The sequence below is a fragment of the Streptomyces sp. NPDC096012 genome, from assembly GCF_040426375.1.
Lineage (GTDB): Bacteria > Actinomycetota > Actinomycetes > Streptomycetales > Streptomycetaceae > Streptomyces.
Window position 1 is genome coordinate 432,252 of sequence record NZ_JBEOTD010000001.1, and the last position, 16,466, is coordinate 448,717.

The 16,466-nt window shown below is 72.1% G+C and carries 12 protein-coding genes and 3 pseudogenes; 11 read left to right on the forward strand and 4 right to left on the reverse strand.

The features are described 5' to 3' along the window. Window positions 1–9 precede the first annotated feature (9 nt). The gene (locus ABVB68_RS02070; protein WP_353599153.1) at window positions 10–636 is read right to left on the reverse strand and encodes a MerR family transcriptional regulator; all 627 of its coding nucleotides are present in this window, start codon (window positions 634–636) and stop codon (window positions 10–12) included. Window positions 637–813: 177 nt separating this feature from the next. Here ABVB68_RS02070 and ABVB68_RS02075 point away from each other — a divergent pair, with 177 nt between their 5' ends. The 4 genes from ABVB68_RS02075 to ABVB68_RS02090 all read left to right on the forward strand — a co-directional run bounded on the left by ABVB68_RS02075 (window position 814) and on the right by ABVB68_RS02090 (window position 4,526). Continuing rightward, window positions 814–2,349 carry a flavin-containing monooxygenase gene (locus ABVB68_RS02075; protein WP_353599070.1) on the forward strand — a complete coding sequence of 512 codons (1,536 nt, stop codon included), beginning with the start codon at window positions 814–816 and terminating at the stop codon, window positions 2,347–2,349. Continuing rightward, a complete protein-coding gene (locus ABVB68_RS02080) occupies window positions 2,346–3,299 on the forward strand; it encodes an alpha/beta fold hydrolase (protein WP_353599071.1) in 954 nt (317 codons plus the stop codon). The genes ABVB68_RS02075 and ABVB68_RS02080 overlap by 4 nt, the downstream gene beginning before the upstream one ends. Beyond that, complete coding sequence (locus tag ABVB68_RS02085) at window positions 3,296–4,180, forward strand: SDR family oxidoreductase (protein WP_353599072.1); 885 nt, start codon at window positions 3,296–3,298, stop codon at window positions 4,178–4,180. Before ABVB68_RS02080 ends, ABVB68_RS02085 begins: the two co-directional genes overlap by 4 nt. 94 nt (window positions 4,181–4,274) lie before the next feature. Continuing rightward, the gene (locus tag ABVB68_RS02090) at window positions 4,275–4,526 is read left to right on the forward strand and encodes a hypothetical protein (RefSeq protein WP_353599073.1); all 252 of its coding nucleotides are present in this window, start codon (window positions 4,275–4,277) and stop codon (window positions 4,524–4,526) included. 235 nt (window positions 4,527–4,761) lie between these two features. On the opposite strand, the gene ABVB68_RS02095 is transcribed toward ABVB68_RS02090, so the two are convergent. Continuing rightward, window positions 4,762–8,436: a S41 family peptidase gene (locus ABVB68_RS02095; RefSeq protein ID WP_353599074.1), complete on the reverse strand. Its 3,675-nt coding sequence runs from the start codon at window positions 8,434–8,436 to the stop codon at window positions 4,762–4,764. 217 nt (window positions 8,437–8,653) lie between these two features. Between ABVB68_RS02095 and ABVB68_RS02100 the strand changes: the two genes are divergently transcribed. Together ABVB68_RS02100 and ABVB68_RS02105 are read left to right on the forward strand one after the other, a co-directional pair. After that, complete coding sequence (locus tag ABVB68_RS02100) at window positions 8,654–9,259, forward strand: TetR/AcrR family transcriptional regulator (protein WP_353599075.1); 606 nt, start codon at window positions 8,654–8,656, stop codon at window positions 9,257–9,259. Window positions 9,260–9,416: 157 nt separating this feature from the next. Continuing rightward, window positions 9,417–11,636 carry an MMPL family transporter gene (locus tag ABVB68_RS02105; protein WP_353599076.1) on the forward strand — a complete coding sequence of 740 codons (2,220 nt, stop codon included), beginning with the start codon at window positions 9,417–9,419 and terminating at the stop codon, window positions 11,634–11,636. A gap of 361 nt (window positions 11,637–11,997) precedes the next feature. Here the strand turns inward: ABVB68_RS02105 and ABVB68_RS02110 are convergent, their stop codons facing one another. After that, a complete protein-coding gene (locus ABVB68_RS02110; protein WP_353599077.1) occupies window positions 11,998–12,810 on the reverse strand; it encodes a helix-turn-helix transcriptional regulator in 813 nt (270 codons plus the stop codon). Window positions 12,811–12,881: 71 nt separating this feature from the next. Here ABVB68_RS02110 and ABVB68_RS02115 point away from each other — a divergent pair, with 71 nt between their 5' ends. Further along, window positions 12,882–13,598 carry an SDR family oxidoreductase gene (locus tag ABVB68_RS02115; protein WP_353599078.1) on the forward strand — a complete coding sequence of 239 codons (717 nt, stop codon included), beginning with the start codon at window positions 12,882–12,884 and terminating at the stop codon, window positions 13,596–13,598. Window positions 13,599–13,751: 153 nt separating this feature from the next. On the opposite strand, the pseudogene ABVB68_RS02120 reads toward ABVB68_RS02115, so the two are convergent. Then, window positions 13,752–13,835, reverse strand: a pseudogene (locus ABVB68_RS02120) (IS5/IS1182 family transposase); the annotation flags it as partial. On the opposite strand from ABVB68_RS02120, the pseudogene ABVB68_RS02125 reads away from it, so the two are divergent. The 4 genes and pseudogenes from ABVB68_RS02125 to ABVB68_RS02145 form a co-directional block, all read left to right on the forward strand. After that, a pseudogene (locus ABVB68_RS02125) lies at window positions 13,830–13,970 on the forward strand (YbaK/EbsC family protein); the annotation flags it as partial. The pseudogenes ABVB68_RS02120 and ABVB68_RS02125 sit on opposite strands and share 6 nt — an antisense overlap. Beyond that, window positions 13,967–14,182: pseudogene (locus ABVB68_RS02130) on the forward strand (EamA family transporter); the annotation flags it as partial. The pseudogenes ABVB68_RS02125 and ABVB68_RS02130, both read left to right, overlap by 4 nt. Before the next feature lie 457 nt (window positions 14,183–14,639). Further along, window positions 14,640–14,999: a hypothetical protein gene (locus ABVB68_RS02135; RefSeq protein WP_353599079.1), complete on the forward strand. Its 360-nt coding sequence runs from the start codon at window positions 14,640–14,642 to the stop codon at window positions 14,997–14,999. A gap of 490 nt (window positions 15,000–15,489) precedes the next feature. Beyond that, window positions 15,490–16,368 carry an NAD(P)-dependent oxidoreductase gene (locus ABVB68_RS02145; protein ID WP_353599080.1) on the forward strand — a complete coding sequence of 293 codons (879 nt, stop codon included), beginning with the start codon at window positions 15,490–15,492 and terminating at the stop codon, window positions 16,366–16,368. The last annotated feature ends 98 nt before the right edge of the window (window positions 16,369–16,466 follow it).

Consider the following 16,466-nt stretch of genomic DNA (forward strand, 5'->3'; position numbering starts at 1 on the left):
ATGGCGCTGTCAGCCGGGCTCGTCCTTGCCGATCCGGCGGTCCAGGGCCAGGGAGAGCTCCGCCTCGACCACGCTGCGCGCCAGCGGGCGCAGGCGGTGCAGGTCCTCCTCGGGGGCGTGCCGCAGGATCAGGTCGGAGAAGAGCGCGGCCAGGGCGTCGGCGTGCTCGCGGACGCGGGCCCCGGCCGCCAGGACCTCGGCGAGCGGGATGCCCTCGCGGACCAGCGCCGAGGAGACGTCCAGCAGCCGGCGGCTGATATGGACTATCTCGTCGCCGTCGGTGCCGAGATAGCCCAGGTTCATGGCAGCGGCGAGATTCTCGGGGGTGACCTCGCCCTCGAAGCGGGCGGCCAGTTCCTCCGGGGTCAGGCGGACCGGCTCCTCCTCGGTGGGGGTGCCGACGCCCAGGAGGTCGGCGACGTCGCGGCCGTGGTCGAGGGCCTCGGCCAGTTCCGCGATGCCGTTCAGTGTGTGGCCGCGCTCCAGCAGGGCGCCGATGGTGCGCAGGCGGGCCAGGTGGTGCTCGTCGTACCAGGCGATACGGCCCTCCCGGCGAGGCGGCGGGAGCAGCTTGCGCTCGCGGTAGAAGCGCAGGGTGCGCACGGTGATGCCGGCCAGCCGCGCCAGTTCCTCCATGCGGTACTCGCGCCGGGCACCCGGGTGTTCTGCGTCCTCTGCCACGACCGCAGCCTATGTTGTACCGCCGGTAACTTTCCTTCCCGCGCCCCCTACCGCTCGGTACGGAGCTGCTCTACAGTCTCATTGCGCCAGTGTTCACTGGCAGAGTCCGAGGCGATGCGTGGAGGCTCCGGGATGGCCGAGCACGAACATGTACGGGTGGCGGTGATCGGGTCCGGCTTCGGCGGGCTGGGGGCCGCCGTGCGGCTGCGCCGCGAGGGGATCACCGACTTCGTCGTCCTGGAGCGGGCCGGCGGCGTCGGCGGCACCTGGCGGGACAACAGTTATCCCGGGTGTGCCTGTGACGTCCCCTCCCACCTGTACTCCTTCTCCTTCGCACCCAACCCGGAGTGGCCGCGCACCTTCTCCGGGCAGCGGCACATCCGCGCCTACCTGGAGCACGTCACCGACCTCTTCGGCCTGCGCCCGCACATCCGCTTCGACTCCGAGGTCAAGCTCATGACCTGGGACGCCGAGAACCTGCGCTGGCACATCGAGACCGCGAGCGGGTCGCTGACCGCGGACGTCGTCGTCTCCGCCACCGGGCCGCTGTCCGACCCGAAGGTCCCCGACATCCCGGGGCTCGAGTCCTTCCCCGGCAAGGTGTTCCACTCCGCACGCTGGGACCACGACTACGACCTGCGCGGCAAGCGGGTCGCCATGATCGGCACCGGCGCGTCCGCGATCCAGATCGTGCCCGCCGTACAGCCGCTGGCCGGCCGTCTCACCCTCTTCCAGCGCACCCCGCCGTGGGTGATGCCCCGCATCGACCGCGCCATCAGCGGCGCCGAGCGCCGGCTGCACCGCTCCGTGCCCGCCACCACCCAGCTGCGCCGCGGAGTGCTGTGGGCCATCCGGGAACTGCAGGTGCAGGCCTTCACCAAGCGTCCCGAGGAACTGGGCCTGGTGGAGCGGCTCGCCAAGCGCAACATGACCCGCGCCGTCAAGGACCCGGCCCTGCGCGCCAAGCTCACCCCGGACTACCGCATCGGCTGCAAGCGGATCCTGCTGTCCAGCGAGTACTACCCGGCGCTCGCGCGGCCCAACGTGGACGTCGTCGCCAGCGGGCTCAGCGAGATCCGCGGGTCCACGCTCGTCGCGGCCGACGGCACGCGGACCGAGGCCGACGTGATCATCTTCGGCACGGGCTTCCACGTCACGGACATGCCCATCGCCGAGCGCGTGGTCGGCGCGGAGGGCGTCACGCTCGCGGAGACCTGGAAGGGCGGCATGCAGGCGCTGCGCGGCGCCAGCGCGCCCGGCTTCCCGAACTGGATGACGATCATCGGGCCCAACACCGGCCTCGGGAACTCCTCCATGATCCTCATGATCGAGTCCCAGCTGAACTACATGGCCGACTACCTGCGCCAGCTCGACGTCCTCGGCGGCCGCACCGCGCTCGACGCCCGGCCCGCCGCCGTCGCGGCCTGGAACCACAAGGTGCAGGAACGCATGAAGCGGACCGTGTGGAACACCGGCGGCTGCACCAGCTGGTACCTGGACGCGAGCGGCCGCAACACCACCATCTGGCCCGGTACGACGACCGAGTTCCGGCGTGCGACCCGGCGGGTGGACCTGGCGGAGTACGAGGTCGTCCGCAAGCCCGGCGTGAAGGACGCGGGCGCGCCCGTCCGCACCGGCGGCGCCGCGCAGAGCGGGAGCGCCGCATGAGCCGGTCCGCCTCCGTGGCCTCCGGCCCGTACGCCCCGCCCGTCCCCTCCCGCCGGCTCACCGTCGTCTCCGCCGACGGCGCCCGGCTGCACGTCGAGGTGCACGGGCCCGACGACGCGCCCGCCGTCGTCCTCTCCCACGGCTGGACGTGCTCGACCGCCTTCTGGGCGGCGCAGATACGGGACCTGGCGGCCGACCACCGGGTGATCACCTACGACCAGAGGGGACACGGGCGCAGTCCCGCGAGCCCGGCGTGCACCACCGACGCGCTGGCGGACGATCTCGAAGCGGTGCTCGCCGAGACGCTCGGACGCGGGGAGAAGGCCCTGATCGTCGGCCACTCCATGGGCGGCATGACCGTCATGGCGGCCGCAGGCCGCCCGCGTGTGCGGGAACACGCCGCGGCCGTCCTGCTGTGCAGCACGGGAAGCTCGCGGCTGGTGGCGCAGTCGCGCGTGCTGCCGCTCCGCGCCGGACGCGTACGCACCTGGATCACCGGGCGCATTCTCGGCTCGCGTGCCCCGCTCGGGCCGGTCACGCCGGTCGCGAAGAGCATCCTCAAGTACGCGACGATGGGCGCCGGTTCGGCTCCGCACATGGTGGAGGCGTGCGCCCGCATCGTGCACGCCTGCCCGCGCGCCGTGCGCCACTCCTGGGCGGCCGTCCTCGAGGCGCTCGATCTCGACCACGGCGTACGGGAGTTGACCGTGCCGACCGCGGTGGTGCACGGCACGTCCGACCGGCTCACGCCTCCTGTGCACGCCCACGCGCTCGTCGCCGCCCTGCCCCGGTGCGTCGGCCTCACCGAGCTGCCCGGCGTCGGGCACATGACCCCGATCGAGGCCCCCGAGCCGGTGACCCGCCGGATCCGGGAGCTCGTCACCGCATACGTCACGGGGGCCGGCCCCGAGCAGGGTTCCACCCCGGCGCAGATCAAGGAGGGCGCATGAGCACGGTCAGCCTCGAAGGACAGGTCGCGGTCGTCACCGGAGCGGCCCGCGGAGTCGGCGAACTGCTGGCCCGCAAACTCTCCGCGCGCGGCGCGAAGGTGGCGCTGGTCGGGCTGGAGGAGGAAGCGCTCAAGGAGGTCTCCGGGCGGCTGCACAGCGAGAGCGCGCACTGGTACGCCGACGTCACCGACCACGAGGCGATGGCCCGGGTGGCCGAGGAGGTGAAGGCGCGGTTCGGGAAGGTCGACATCGTGGTCGCCAACGCCGGTGTGGCGACCGGCGGTCCGTTCGCCGACTCCGACCCGCAGGCGTGGCGGCGCGTGATCGAGGTGAACCTGATCGGTTCCGCGGTGACCGCGCGCGCGTTCCTGCCGGTGCTCGTCGAGAGCCGCGGCTACCTGCTGCAGATAGCCTCGCTCGCCGCCATCACACCGGCGCCGATGATGTCGGCGTACTGCGCGTCCAAGTCGGGTGTGGAGGCGTACGCGCACAGCCTGCGCGCCGAGGTCGGCTACCAGGGCGTGCGCGTCGGTGTCGCGTACCTGTCCTGGACCGACACCGACATGGTGCGCGGCGCCGACCAGGACGACGTCATGCGGGAACTGCGCCAACGGCTGCCCTGGCCGTCGAACAAGACCTACCCGCTGGGGCCCGCGGTGGACCGGCTCGTCGCCGGGATCGAGCGGCGCTCGGCGCATGTCTACGGGCAGTGGTGGCTGCGCGGCATGCAGGGCGTGCGCGGATACCTCCCGGCGCTCATCGGCACGGTCGGCCAGCGCGAGATGAAGCGGTTCGCGCCCCGCCTGCAGGGGATGCGCTCCGGACTCGTCGGCGCAGGTGGGGAGGCCGACGAGGCGGCGCGTGCTACGCACCGTAACTGATCCACATGCGCTCCGTGTTCCTCCGTGTGAATCTGGTCGAGGCCCCACCAAGGGGCCGACTCCCCACCCTCACTCACCACAGGAGTGAACCCACATGGGTATGAAGGACCAGTTCCAGGACAAGGCCGGCGAGATGCAGGACCGGGCCAAGGACAAGGTCGGTCAGGCGCGTGAGCGTGCCGGCCAGCGTGGCAAGCAGCAGCCGCAGCAGCCGCAGCGCGGTGGCCAGCAGCCGCAGCGTGGTGGCCAGCAGCCGCAGACCGAGCACGGCCGCCAGAACATGCGCGACATCGAGGACCCGGAGCGCGAGATGGGCGAGCACTTCGACCGGGACTACGACGCCTAGTCACGCTGCTCGGCCTTGGCCGGATCACGTGGGCGCCCTTCCTCAGGGAGGGCGCCCTGCGTGCGTGTCCGGGGCCGGCCCGGTCCCCGGCGACCCGCTCCGTACCTCCCCGTCCCTCCCCGCTCCGCCTCCGTGCGCGGTCGGCGTCTTCCCTCCCGACCGCCGTCGTCCGTACCGGACTTCGCGCCCGCCCTCGCCGCGTTCGCGGGCGTGGCCGGGCCCACCGTCACCGAGCTCAGCGCCGCCGCGGCGGCAGCTTGGGGCGCGAGCGGTCGGGGACGTCCGTGTAGTCGGGCGGAACCGCCGCCGGGTGGGTCTCCAGGAGGTCCAGGGCGAGCTTGACCGCGTCGTCGAGCTGGGCGTGGCGGCCCTCGGCCCAGTCGAGGGGGGTGCGCAGCACCTCCAGGTCGGGCTCGACACCGTGGTTCTCCACGGACCAGCCGTAGGCCTCGAACCAGGCCGCGTTCATGGGCACCGTGATGACCGTGCCGTCGCCCAGGCGATGGCGGCCGGTCATGCCGACCACGCCGCCCCAGGTGCGCTGGCCGACGACCGGGCCGAGCTTCAGCAGCTTGAAGGCCGCGGTGATCATGTCGCCGTCCGACGAGGTCGCCTCGTCGGCGAGGCCGACCACCGGGCCACGGGGGGCGTTGGAGGTGTACGACACCGGTTGCGCGTTCCGGGTCAGGTCCCAGCCGATGATCTTGCGGGTCAGCTTCTCGATGACGAGTTCGCTGATGTGGCCGCCCGCGTTGCCGCGCACGTCCACGATCAGCGCGGGCCGGGACACCTCCATGCGCAGGTCGCGGTTGAACTGGGCCCAGCCGGAGCCGCCCATGTCGGGGATGTGCAGATAGCCGCACTTGCCGCCGCTCAACTCCCGGACGACCTCACGGCGTTTGGCCACCCAGTCCTGGTAGCGCAGGGGGCGCTCGTCGATGAGCGGGACGACGGCGACGCGCCGGGGGCGCCCCGCCTCGCCCTCCGGGGGGGTGAACGTCAGCTCCACGGTCGTACCGCCCGCGCCGGCGAGCAGCGGGTAGGGGCCGGTGACCGGGTCGACCGGGCGGCCGTCCACGTGGGTGAGCACGGCGCCCTCGCGGATGCCCGTGCCGGCCAGCGGCGAACGGGCCTTGGAGTCGGAGGAGTCGCCGGGCAGGATGCGCTTGACCATCCAGTGGCCGTCGCGGCGGACGAGGTTGGCGCCGAGGAGGCCCTGCCAGCGCTGGTAGTGGGCCGGCCCCTCGTTGCGGCGGGCGGCGGCGACGTAGGCGTGGGAGGTGCCCAGCTCGCCCAGGACCTCGCGCAGCAGGTCGGCGAACTCGTCCGGGGAGGCCACCCGTTCCACCAGGGGCCGGTACTGGCGGAGCACCCCGTCCCAGTCGATGCCGCACATGCCCGGGTCCCAGAAGTAGGCGGGGACGAGACGCCCGGCCTCCTCGTAGGACTGGCGCCATTCGGCGGGCGGGTCGACCTGGTGCAGGATGCGGCGCAGGTCGATCCAGACGGTGGTGTCGCCGTCACCGATCTCGGTCGAGGGCACGGCCCGCAGCTCGCCCTCGTCGACCACGACCAGCCGGGTGCCGTCGCCGCTGACCGCGAACCAGTCCAGGTGGCCGACGAGTTCGGACTTCTTGGCCTTGCTGATGTTGAAGTGTTCGAGAGTGGGACGCCCGGTGGTGTCGTCCGGGCTGGCGAAGGTCTCGCCGAGCGCGCCGGAGATCGGCCAGCGCAGCCAGACCAGGCCGCCGCCCGCGACCGGGTGCAGCGCGGAGTACTTGGAGGCGATGACCGGGAACGGCGTGACCCGGCTCTCCAGGCCCTCCACCTCGACGATCACCATGCCGCCCTCGCCCCGCTCCTCGTCCTCGACCGGATCGAGACCGCCGGCCGCGGGGCGCCCCTCCGGGTTCAGGGCGAAGGGGGAGGGGGTGGCCGAGGACAGCGGGACGAGGTAGGGGCGGCAGCCGAGCGGGAAGGACAGGTCGCCGGTGTGGACGTCGTACACCGGGTCGAAGCCGCGCCAGGAGAGGAAGGCGAGGTAGCGGCCGTCGCGGGTGAAGACGGGGTTCTCGTCCTCGAAACGGCCGTTCGTGACGTCCACGATCAGCCGGTCCTTGGTGCGCGCCAGCTTGATCTGGCGCAGCGAGCGGCCGATGCCCGGGTGCGACCAGGTGAGCCATGAGCCGTCGGGGGAGAAGGCGAGGTCGCGGACGGGGCCGTTGACGGAGTGGATCAACTCGGTCACGCGGTCGCCGTTGCCGTTGCCGTTGCCGTTGCCGTTGCCGTTGCCGGTGCCGGTGCCGGTGCCGGTGTTGCCGTTGCCGTCGCCATGCCCTGAGCCGCCGCTCGCCGCCGGTCCGTTCGCCGCCGGGTCGCCCGGTGCCGATCCGGCCGCCGAGTCGGCCGCCTCTTCGGCGGCCTCGCCGCTCCCCGTGTCCCCGGCGGCCCCTGTGCTCCTGGCCTCGCCGCTCCCCGTGTCCCCGGTGGCCCCCGTGCTCCTGGCCTCGCCGCTCCCCGTGTCCCCGGTGGCCCCCGTGCTCCCGGGCTCGCCCCTCCCCGTGTCCCCGGCGGCCCCCGTGCTCCCGGCCTCGCCGCTGCTCCCGGTCTCTCCGTCGTCGTCCCCGTCCCCCTCCACGGGCCCCTCCGAACCGGCATCCGCGGCGTCCTCGGTGACGGCCAGGACCTCGTCGTCCGAGGGGTCCGTCACGTCGAGCAGCAGCAGGCGGCCGTCGTGCGAGGCGATGGCCAGCCGTTCGCCGAGCGGGTCGGACACCATCTCCAGGACCCGTCCCAGCCGGCCCGAGGCCATCCGGCGCGGCGCGCGGTCGCCGGTCGCGCGCGGGAGCTGGGCGATCTCCACGGCGTCCTCGCCCTCGGCGTCCGTCACGTAGGCGACCTGCCCGGTCGAGCCCAGCATCTCCGGCAGCCGCACCCGGACACCGGGCGTGTCGGTGATCGTGCGGGCCGGCCCGTCGCGGTGGGTGAGCCAGTACAGGCTGCCGCGTACGACGACGGCGCTGGCCCGGCCCGTCTCGTCCACGGAGATGCCGTCCACGTTCTGCGCGGCGGGCACCTGGTACCTGCGGCGGCCGGTGGCGGGGCCGGCGAGCCGGACGTCGAGCCGGCGCGGTGCACCGGTCGGGGAGAAGTCGTCCACCAGCCACAGGTCGCCCGCGCACTGGTAGACCACGCGGCTGCCGTCGGTGGAGGCGTTCCGGGCGTAGAAGGCGTCGTGGTCGGTGTGCCGGCGCAGATCGGTACCGTCCTGGGCGCAGGAGTACAGGTTGCCGACGCCTTCGTGGTCGGAGAGGAAGGCGATCCGGCCGGCGACGAACATGGGGCAGGCCAGGTGGCCGCCGATGTCCGGCAGGAGGCGCCGGCCGTGCAGCCAGAGGCGGCCCATGGCACCGCCGCGGTAGCGCTTCCAGGAGGCCGGTTCGTGCGGCGGGGTGCCGGTGAGGAGCAGGGTCCTGCGCTCGCCGTCGAGGTCGGCGACCTGCAGGTCGGCGACCGGGCCCCAGGGCAGCCGCCCGCCCGGGTCACCGTCGGTGGGGACCTTGTAGGCCCAGGTGAAGTACGAGAAGGGCTCTCCGTGGGAGGCGACGGCCAGGATGTCGCCCTCCGGGGTCCAGCCGCAGACCTGGGTGTCGGCGCTGCCCCAGTACGTCAGCTGCCGCGAGAGGCCGCCGTCGACGCCGACGAGGTGGATCTCGGGAACGAGGCTGCGCCAGGTGGTGTACGCGATCCGGCGGCCGTCGGGTGAGAAGCGGGGGTGCCCGGTCTTCGTGCGGTCCGCCGTGAGCCGCCAGGCGCGGCCGGGGGCGTCGAGGGGGGCCAGCCAGAGGTCGTCCTCGGAGACGAAGCACAGCAGGTCGTCAATGAGGTGGGGAAGGCGCAGATAGCTCACCTCCCCATGCTTTTCCGGGCGAAGGGCCCCAGCAACTTGTGGAGAACCGGGACTTCGCCGCCCTCGCGCCGCACGAAACCGGCACACGGCCCGCTCCCTTACGGAAACCCGACAGGCGTGACCCACCACACGTACGAAACAGTTTCGTTTCGCTGTCTCGCGGAGTATCTTCTGCAGTGGAGGAAGCGGAAGGCTCCGGAGCGGGAAGGTGACTGGCATGACCGAAGTCGTCGCAACGGCGCGTCGCAGTCGGATCACGCCCGAGCGTGAGGCCGAGTTGTACGCGGCCGTGCTCGAACTGCTCCGGGAAGTCGGCTACGACGCCCTCACCATGGACGCCGTTGCCGCCCGCACCCGTTCCAGCAAGGCCACGCTCTACCGCCAGTGGGGCGGCAAGGCCGAGCTGGTGGCGAAGGCGGTGCGGCACAGCAAGCCGGGCACCCGCGCCGACGAGGTCGACACCGGGTCGCTCAGAGGCGATCTGCACGCGCTCACGCTGCGTGCGGACGACTGCGAGATGGAGCAGAACTCCGCGCTGATGCGGAGCCTGGCCATGGCGACCCACTCCAGCCCGGACCTCCTGCGGGCGTTCCGGGAGCACCTCATCGAGCCGGAGATGGCGGAGTTCCGCCGCGTGCTGCAACGAGCCGTCGACCGGGGCGAGGTCCGTGCGGACAACCCCGCCGTCGAGTTCGTGATGCACATGATGATCGGTGGGTTCGCCGCCCGCACGATGCTCGACGAGCAGCCGCCGACGCAGGCCTTCCTCCTTTCGTACATCGACGCCGTCGTCCTCCCCGCCCTCGGCGTCCCCACCGACTGATCCACCTGTCCGCCGGGCCGGCCACCCAGGACCGGCCCCACCGGAACAGGCACCGATCCCCCTCCCCAGCAAGCCCACCACTGACGTCACCGCTCACGTCGTCGGGCTGATCGCCCCTGCCCAGCCGAACCCACGACCTGACCGGGAGTACGCCTCCGTGGCCACGTTCCTCTACAGACTCGGCCGGCTCGCCTTCCGGCGCCGCCACTTCGCCGCCCTCCTATGGGTCGCGCTCCTGACCCTCGCCGGGGTGGGCGCGGCCTCCGCGCCCGCCGCCGGCAACACGTCCTTCTCCATACCGGGCACCGAGGCCCAGAAGGCCTTCGACCTGCTGGAACAGCGCTTTCCCGGGATGAGCGCCGACGGCGCGACCGCCCGGGTCGTCTTCAAGGCCCCGAGCGGCGAGAAGATGACGGACGCCGTCAACAAGGCGACCGTGCAGAAGACCGTCGCCAAGCTGAAGGGCGACTCCCAGGTCACCTCCGTCGCCGACCCCTACGAGGGGCACGCCGTCAGCAAGAACGGCTCGATCGCCTACGCCTCGGTGAAGTACAAGGTCTCCGGCATGGAGCTGGAGGACTCCTCGCGCGACGCGCTGAAGGCGGCCGCGCGACAGGCGCGGGACGCGGGACTCACCGTCGAGATCGGCGGTGACGCGCTCACCACGACCCCCGAGACCGGCTCCAGCGAGGTCATCGGCATCGCGATCGCCGCGGTCGTCCTCGTCATCACCTTCGGTTCGCTGCTCGCGGCCGGACTCCCGCTGCTGACCGCGATCATCGGCGTCGGCATCGGCGTCTCCACCATCACCGCGCTCGCCGCCGCCCTGGACCTGGGCACCACCACCTCCACCCTGGCCTCGATGATCGGCCTCGCGGTCGGCATCGACTACGCCCTGTTCATCGTCTCCCGCTACCGCGCGGAACTCGCCGAGGGCCGCGAACGCGAGGAGGCGGCCGGACGTGCCGTCGGTACGGCGGGCTCGGCGGTCGTCTTCGCGGGCCTGACCGTCGTCATCGCGCTGGTCGGCCTGTCCGTCGTCAACATCCCGATGCTCACGAAGATGGGGGTCGCCGCCGCGGGCACCGTCGCCATCGCGGTCCTCATCGCCCTCACCCTGATCCCGGCGCTGCTCGGCTACGCGGGCCGCAGGATCAAGCCGGCCGGTGAGAAGAGCAAGCTGCTCGGCGGCGGCCGTACGGCCGGGAAGCCGGGCCGGCCCAACATGGGCACCCGCTGGGCCGGCTTCGTCGTCCGGCGCCCCGTCGCCGTACTCCTGCTCGGCGTGATCGGCCTCGGCGCGGCGGCGATCCCGGCCGCCTCCCTCGAACTCGGCCTTCCCGACGACGGCTCCCAGCCGGCCTCGACCACCCAGCGCCGCGCCTACGACCTCCTCTCCGAGGGCTTCGGACCCGGCTTCAACGGTCCGCTCATGGTCGTCGTCGACGCCAAGGGCAGCGACGACGCGAAGGCGGCCTTCGCCAGGGTCGGCGACGAGATCAAGGGCCTGAAGGACGTCGTCACGGTCACCCCGGCCGCATCCAACAAGGCCGGCGACACCGCGACGATCACCGTCGTCCCGGGGTCCAAGCCGTCCTCGGCGACGACCGAGAACCTGGTGCACGCCATCCGCGACAAGGGCACGGACATCGCACGGGAGACCGACTCCACGGTCCTGGTCACCGGTTCGACGGCGATGAACATCGACGTCTCGCAGAAGCTGAACGACGCCCTGCTGCCCTACCTGGCCCTGGTCGTCGGCCTCGCCTTCCTGCTGCTCATCGTGGTCTTCCGCTCGATCCTCGTCCCGCTGAAGGCGGCCCTCGGCTTCCTGCTCAGCGTGCTGGCGGCCCTCGGCGCCGTGGTCGCGGTCTTCCAGTGGGGCTGGCTGTCCGGCCTGATGAACGTCGAGCAGACCGGCCCGGTCATGTCCATGATGCCGATCTTCATGGTGGGCGTCGTCTTCGGTCTCGCGATGGACTACGAGGTGTTCCTCGTGACCCGGATGCGGGAGGCGTACGTCCACGGTGAGAAGCCCCAGCAGGCGGTGGTGACGGGCTTCAGGCACGGCGCCCGGGTCGTGACGGCCGCCGCCGTCATCATGATCGCCGTCTTCTCCGGCTTCATCGGCTCCAGCGAGTCGATGGTCAAGATGATCGGCTTCGGCCTCGCCGTCGCCGTCTTCTTCGACGCGTTCCTCGTCCGCATGGCCATCGTGCCGGCCGTGCTCGCCCTGCTCGGCAAGCGGGCCTGGTGGCTGCCGAAGTGGCTGGACCGCGCGCTGCCCAACGTCGACGTCGAGGGCGAGGGCCTGCGCACGGCGGAGGAACGCAGGGACGCCGACCCCGACGGGGAGCGGGAGCTGGTACGCGCCTGACGTACCGCCTCCGGCGACCGAACGGCCGGTGAGGGTGCCCGTGGGGACGGGGCCGCACCCTCACCGGCTCCTCTCGTGCCACGCCAACGGGCGGAGCGGCAAGGCCCCGTCGTCGTACCCCGGTCGTCCGGTACCCCGGTCGTCCGGTACCCCGGTACCGCGGTCGTCCGGACCCCGGTCGTTCGGCACCCCCGTCGGCGGGCCGGTGAGCGGTTCGCATGGGTCGCCGCACCCGGCCCGGCCGTGTCCCGTAAGAGCCTGCGCAGACAGGCGGCGTGGTAAGCAGGGGGGCGCAGGCCCCAGTGATCATGTAGGTGCGACGCTCTGCAACCACTGGCGAGACCTGTGCCAGTCCCGTGTGTCAGGTCGCCTGCCTGGCCAGCCTGTGCAGGGTCCGCGCGGCAGGTGATCCGGGGTCGGCCGTGATCAGGACGACTTCCTGGTCATCCTCGGGCACGAGCAGGACGTCACAGTTCAACCGCAGCGTGCCGGTCGGGTGATCGAGGATCTTGGTGCGGTGCCCGGGGGCGTGGACCGGGCGCGTCTGCCATATCTGTCGGAACTCCTCGCTGCCGGTGTGCAGTTCGGCCAGCAGAGCGGTCAGCTGCGGGTCATGCGGGTAGCGGTCGGCGGCCCGTCGCAGCCGCGCCACCACGATGTGCCCGAACTCCTCGGCGCTGGAGCTCTCGTACATCCGCCCCTGGCCGAGGAAGCGGCGCCGGGCCAGGTTCGTCCCCCCGCCTCCGAGATCGCCGCCGAGCAGTGCCTGGGCCAGGGGGTTCCAGGCGACGACGCCGTACGCCGCGTCAGTGACGACGGCACCGGTCTCCGGCAACCGCTCCAGCATCCGTGCCACGTGCGGGCGTACCCACCGCACGGCGGTGATGCCGGGCGGCGCGCTCGATCCCGCCAGGCGGAACAGGTGGCTGCGCTCGGCCGGCGTGAGCCGTAGTGCCTGGCACAACGCGTCCAGGATCCGGGTGGACGGCCGCGGGCCCCGGGCCTGCTCCAGCCGCGTGTAGTAGTCGACCGACATGTGGGCGAGCTCCGCCACCTCTTCGCGGCGCAGGCCCGGTGTCCGGCGATCGGTGCCCGTCGCCGTCAGGCCGATCTCGTGCGGACGCAGGGCCGCCCGGCGGTCCCGCAGGAAGCGGGCCAGCTCCTGCCGTGCCATGCCGCTTCCTCCCACTGCCTGGTACAGGTTGTCCCTGGCAGGGCGCCCACAGCCAGGGAACGGTAGCTGCCATGAACGATCGCACAGCTCTTGTCACCGGTGCCAACAAGGGCATCGGCAAGCACATCGCCCGGCTCCTCGCCGCCGAGGGCCTCACCGTGTACGTGGGCTCTCGCGACCGCGGGCTCGGACAGCGAGCCGTCGAGGAGATCGGCGCAGGCGCCCGTCCGCTGGTCCTCGACGTGACGGATCTTGACGGCATCGCACGGGCCGCGACCCAGGTGGACCGTCTGGACGTGCTGGTCAACAACGCCGGGATCTCACCGTCACTCGCCCCGCCGGCCGACACGAGCGTCGAGGAGTTCCGGCGCACATACGAGACCAACGTCTTCGGGGTGGTGGCGGTGACCAATGCCTTCCTGCCCGCCCTGCGCCGGTCCCCGCATCCGCGCATCGTCAACATCTCCAGCGGCACCGCATCGCTGACCTGGAGCACGAACCCCAACCCCCAGTTCACCCCGGGAAGCGGTGGCGCCGCCGCCTACCGGTCGTCCAAGGCCGCCCTCAACGCCCTCACCGTCCTTTACGCCCAGACGCTGGCCGAGGACGGATTCAAGGTCAACGCGCTCGCCCCCGGCCTGCGGGCCACCGACCTCAACCCCCTGGCCGCCGCTGCCGGCGACGACCCGGCCGAGGCCGCCCGGGGAGCCGCCCGCCTGGCCCTGCTGCCGGACGACGGCCCCACCGGTGGCTTCTTCTCCTGGGACGGAACGCCCGTGCCCTGGTGAGCGGCGCTGAGATCCCGGGAGACGGCACTGACTCGCCCACCCCGAAAAACGCATTCCCAGAGCGGCGGTCCTCCTCGGGCCGAAGCGTGCTTGGCGGCAGCGCAAGGAGCTGCGCAGACAGGTGCGCGCTCATGAGCGGCGGTTCGGGCGGGGCGGGATCCCGTAACCATCCGTCATACCGGAGCGTTTCAGGCCCTGTTCGCCGCGGTCGACGGGTGAGCGCCCGTCGACCTCGCCGACCGCTCGCTGCTCGCGCACGACGTGGTGTGGGCGGCGGCCGGCACGCCGTACACCGTCTTCCCGATCGCGCCGCGCGAACTCGTCGCCCACGCGGGCGCCGCACTGGTGGACGTGCGCGAGCGGACCGCGTGACCCCGCTCGTCGCCTCGGCGGTCCTGCCGGCCGCCGTCACCCACGCCGGCTGGAACGCCATCGCCCACCGGATCACCGCCAAGCTGACCGGCTTCACGCTGATCTCCGGCGGCGGGGTGCTCATCGGGCTCGCGGCGCTGCCGTTCACGGCGTTCCCGGCCGGGCCCGCGTGGCCGCACCTGCTGACCTCGGCCGTCGTCCACGTCGCCTACCTCAGTTCTTGCTCAGGAAACGTGCCGGAAGCTGGGAGTCCGCCCGAACGCGCTGACATGATCTCGTCAGTTGCGGACCAATCATTGGCCGCTCTGCGCCACGACGGCAACTCCATCAGCGCGGACACTCCACCGCACAAGACCACGTACGCCAGCTACGGTGTCTACCGGTTGAAGAGCTACGGGTACAGCCAGTACACGTACGTGAACTGCGGCAAGGGCGGCAAGAAGAACGTGACGATCTACACGCCGCATCGCGTCGGCTGGGCCATCTGGGAGTCATGACATGTCTCGCCGAACCCTTGCAGGGCTGAGCATCGCGTGCGTCGCTGTGCTCCTTCCGGTCTCTGCCTGCTCGTCGGATCACTCCTACGCCAAGCAGCCTACGCAGTCCGCGCGCTCCTCCGCGTCGGGCTCGGCGACGATCCCCGCTACCCCCAGCGCCACGCAGCCCCCCGTGAAGAAACTGCCGGAGCTGGATGACGGCGAAACGCTCGCCGGCCGCCAGAATGTGACCAACGGGAATGCCCATATCGCGTTCAGCAAGGGCAAGAAGAGCGACGCGCTCATCGTCGCGGTGCGTTGTCAGGGCACGGGGAAGATCAAGGTTGCGGTGCAGTCCGTCCATGTCTCCTTCCCGTTGGAGTGCGTCGCCAACGAGGTGAATACCACGTACAACCAGGTGGCAGTGACGGGAGTGGAACGCAGCGGGGTCGTATCCGTCGAGGCACCGTCAGTCGTGCGTTGGTCGATGACCATCGGTCGGGGCCCAGCGGCACAAGAGGAGACGCCCGGAGCCGGTTTGAATTCGGCCTGACCGCGTGACTCCCACGCATGGGTCCGGGGCCCTGCTGCCTGGCGGTGGCGGGGCCCCGAACTGTCGATCATCGGGATCGAGCGGGGGTTCTGGTCTGGCCGCGCCTCGCCTGATGGACACGATCCGCTCGTCTTCGACGACGAGGCCGGATTCTCGATGACGCCGCCGACCACCCGCACCTGGTCCCACCGCGGCCACACCCCGGTGATCTGCGTGCGGGGCCGTTCCCGCCGCCGCTTATCGGTGGCCGCCCTGGGACGTGGGGGCCGCGCCGGGTGCCGCGGGAAGCGGGGCGGGGCGGCGTCCCGGTTCCGGGTCGGCGGAGCGACGTGTCCCGGTTCCGGCTCGGCGGGTGCCCCGTCCAGGGCCCGGCTCGGCGGATTGTGCGCGCGGGCGGCGGAAAGGAGCGCGGTGAAGCCGTTCCCCGGGCGCATCCGTACGAAGATGACCTCGGGGCACGAGGCAGGAACCGCACGACAGGGAGCCGTCAATGACCGAGAAGCCGACCGTCAGCGTCCTGGGCACGGGCATCATGGGGGCCGCGATGGCCCGCAACCTCTGCCGCGCCGGGCTCGACGTCCGCGCCTGGAACCGCACCCGCGAGAAGGCCGAGCCGCTGGCCGCCGAAGGAGCCCGGATCACCGACACGCCCGCCGAGGCCGTCGAGGGCTCCGACGTGGTCCTGACCATGCTGTACGACGGCAACACCGTCCTGGACGTCATGCGCGAGGCGGCCCCGGGCCTGCGTTCCGGCGCGGCCTGGACGCAGTGCACCACCGTCGGGGTGGACCTGATCACGGAGCTGGCCGCGTTCGCCCGCGAGCACGGGCTCGTCTTCTACGACGCCCCCGTCCTCGGCACGCGCGAGCCCGCCGAGGCCGGCCGGCTGACCGTGCTGGCCGCAGGGCCGCAGGAGGGCCGGGCCACCGTCGAACCCGTCTTCGACGCGATCGGGGCCAAGACCGTGTGGACCGGGGACGACGGGGGCGCGGGCAGTGCCAGCCGGCTCAAGCTGGTCGCCAACAGCTGGGTCCTGGCGGTCACCGCCGCGACCGGTGAGGTACTGGCCCTGGCGAAGGGCCTGGACGTCGACCCGCAGCAGTTCTTCGACCTGATCGAAGGCGGCCCGCTCGACATGGGCTACCTGCGTGCCAAGGCCGCGGTGATCCTGGAGAACAAGTTCTCCCCGGCGTCGTTCGCGGTGGCCACCGCGGAGAAGGACGCCCAGCTCATCGTCCAGGCCGGCGAACGGCAGGGCCTACGGCTGGACGTCGCCAGGGCGACCGCCGAGCGGCTCGCCCGTGCCGCCGCCCAGGGCCACGCGGACGAGGACATGGCCGCGGCGTACTTCGCCAGCTTCGACGGCTGAGGAGCGGGCCGCCCGCCTCTCGCGGCGGTTGGGGTGGGGCCGTTCACCTCGGGCGTCGGGTGCGGACGGGCCGCCACCTCGGGCGTCGGGTGAGGACC

Excerpts from the sequence above, each read along its gene's own strand:
- ABVB68_RS02070 (WP_353599153.1), bottom strand. The coding sequence starts at position 636 with ATGGAGGAACTGGCGCGGCTGGCCGGCATCACCGTGCGCACCCTGCGC.
- ABVB68_RS02075 (WP_353599070.1), top strand. The coding sequence starts at position 814 with ATGGCCGAGCACGAACATGTACGGGTGGCGGTGATCGGGTCCGGCTTC.
- ABVB68_RS02080 (WP_353599071.1), top strand. The coding sequence starts at position 2,346 with ATGAGCCGGTCCGCCTCCGTGGCCTCCGGCCCGTACGCCCCGCCCGTC.
- ABVB68_RS02085 (WP_353599072.1), top strand. The coding sequence starts at position 3,296 with ATGAGCACGGTCAGCCTCGAAGGACAGGTCGCGGTCGTCACCGGAGCG.
- ABVB68_RS02090 (WP_353599073.1), top strand. The coding sequence starts at position 4,275 with ATGGGTATGAAGGACCAGTTCCAGGACAAGGCCGGCGAGATGCAGGAC.
- ABVB68_RS02100 (WP_353599075.1), top strand. The coding sequence starts at position 8,654 with ATGACCGAAGTCGTCGCAACGGCGCGTCGCAGTCGGATCACGCCCGAG.
- ABVB68_RS02110 (WP_353599077.1), bottom strand. The coding sequence starts at position 12,810 with ATGGCACGGCAGGAGCTGGCCCGCTTCCTGCGGGACCGCCGGGCGGCC.
- ABVB68_RS02115 (WP_353599078.1), top strand. The coding sequence starts at position 12,882 with ATGAACGATCGCACAGCTCTTGTCACCGGTGCCAACAAGGGCATCGGC.
- ABVB68_RS02145 (WP_353599080.1), top strand. The coding sequence starts at position 15,490 with ATGACCGAGAAGCCGACCGTCAGCGTCCTGGGCACGGGCATCATGGGG.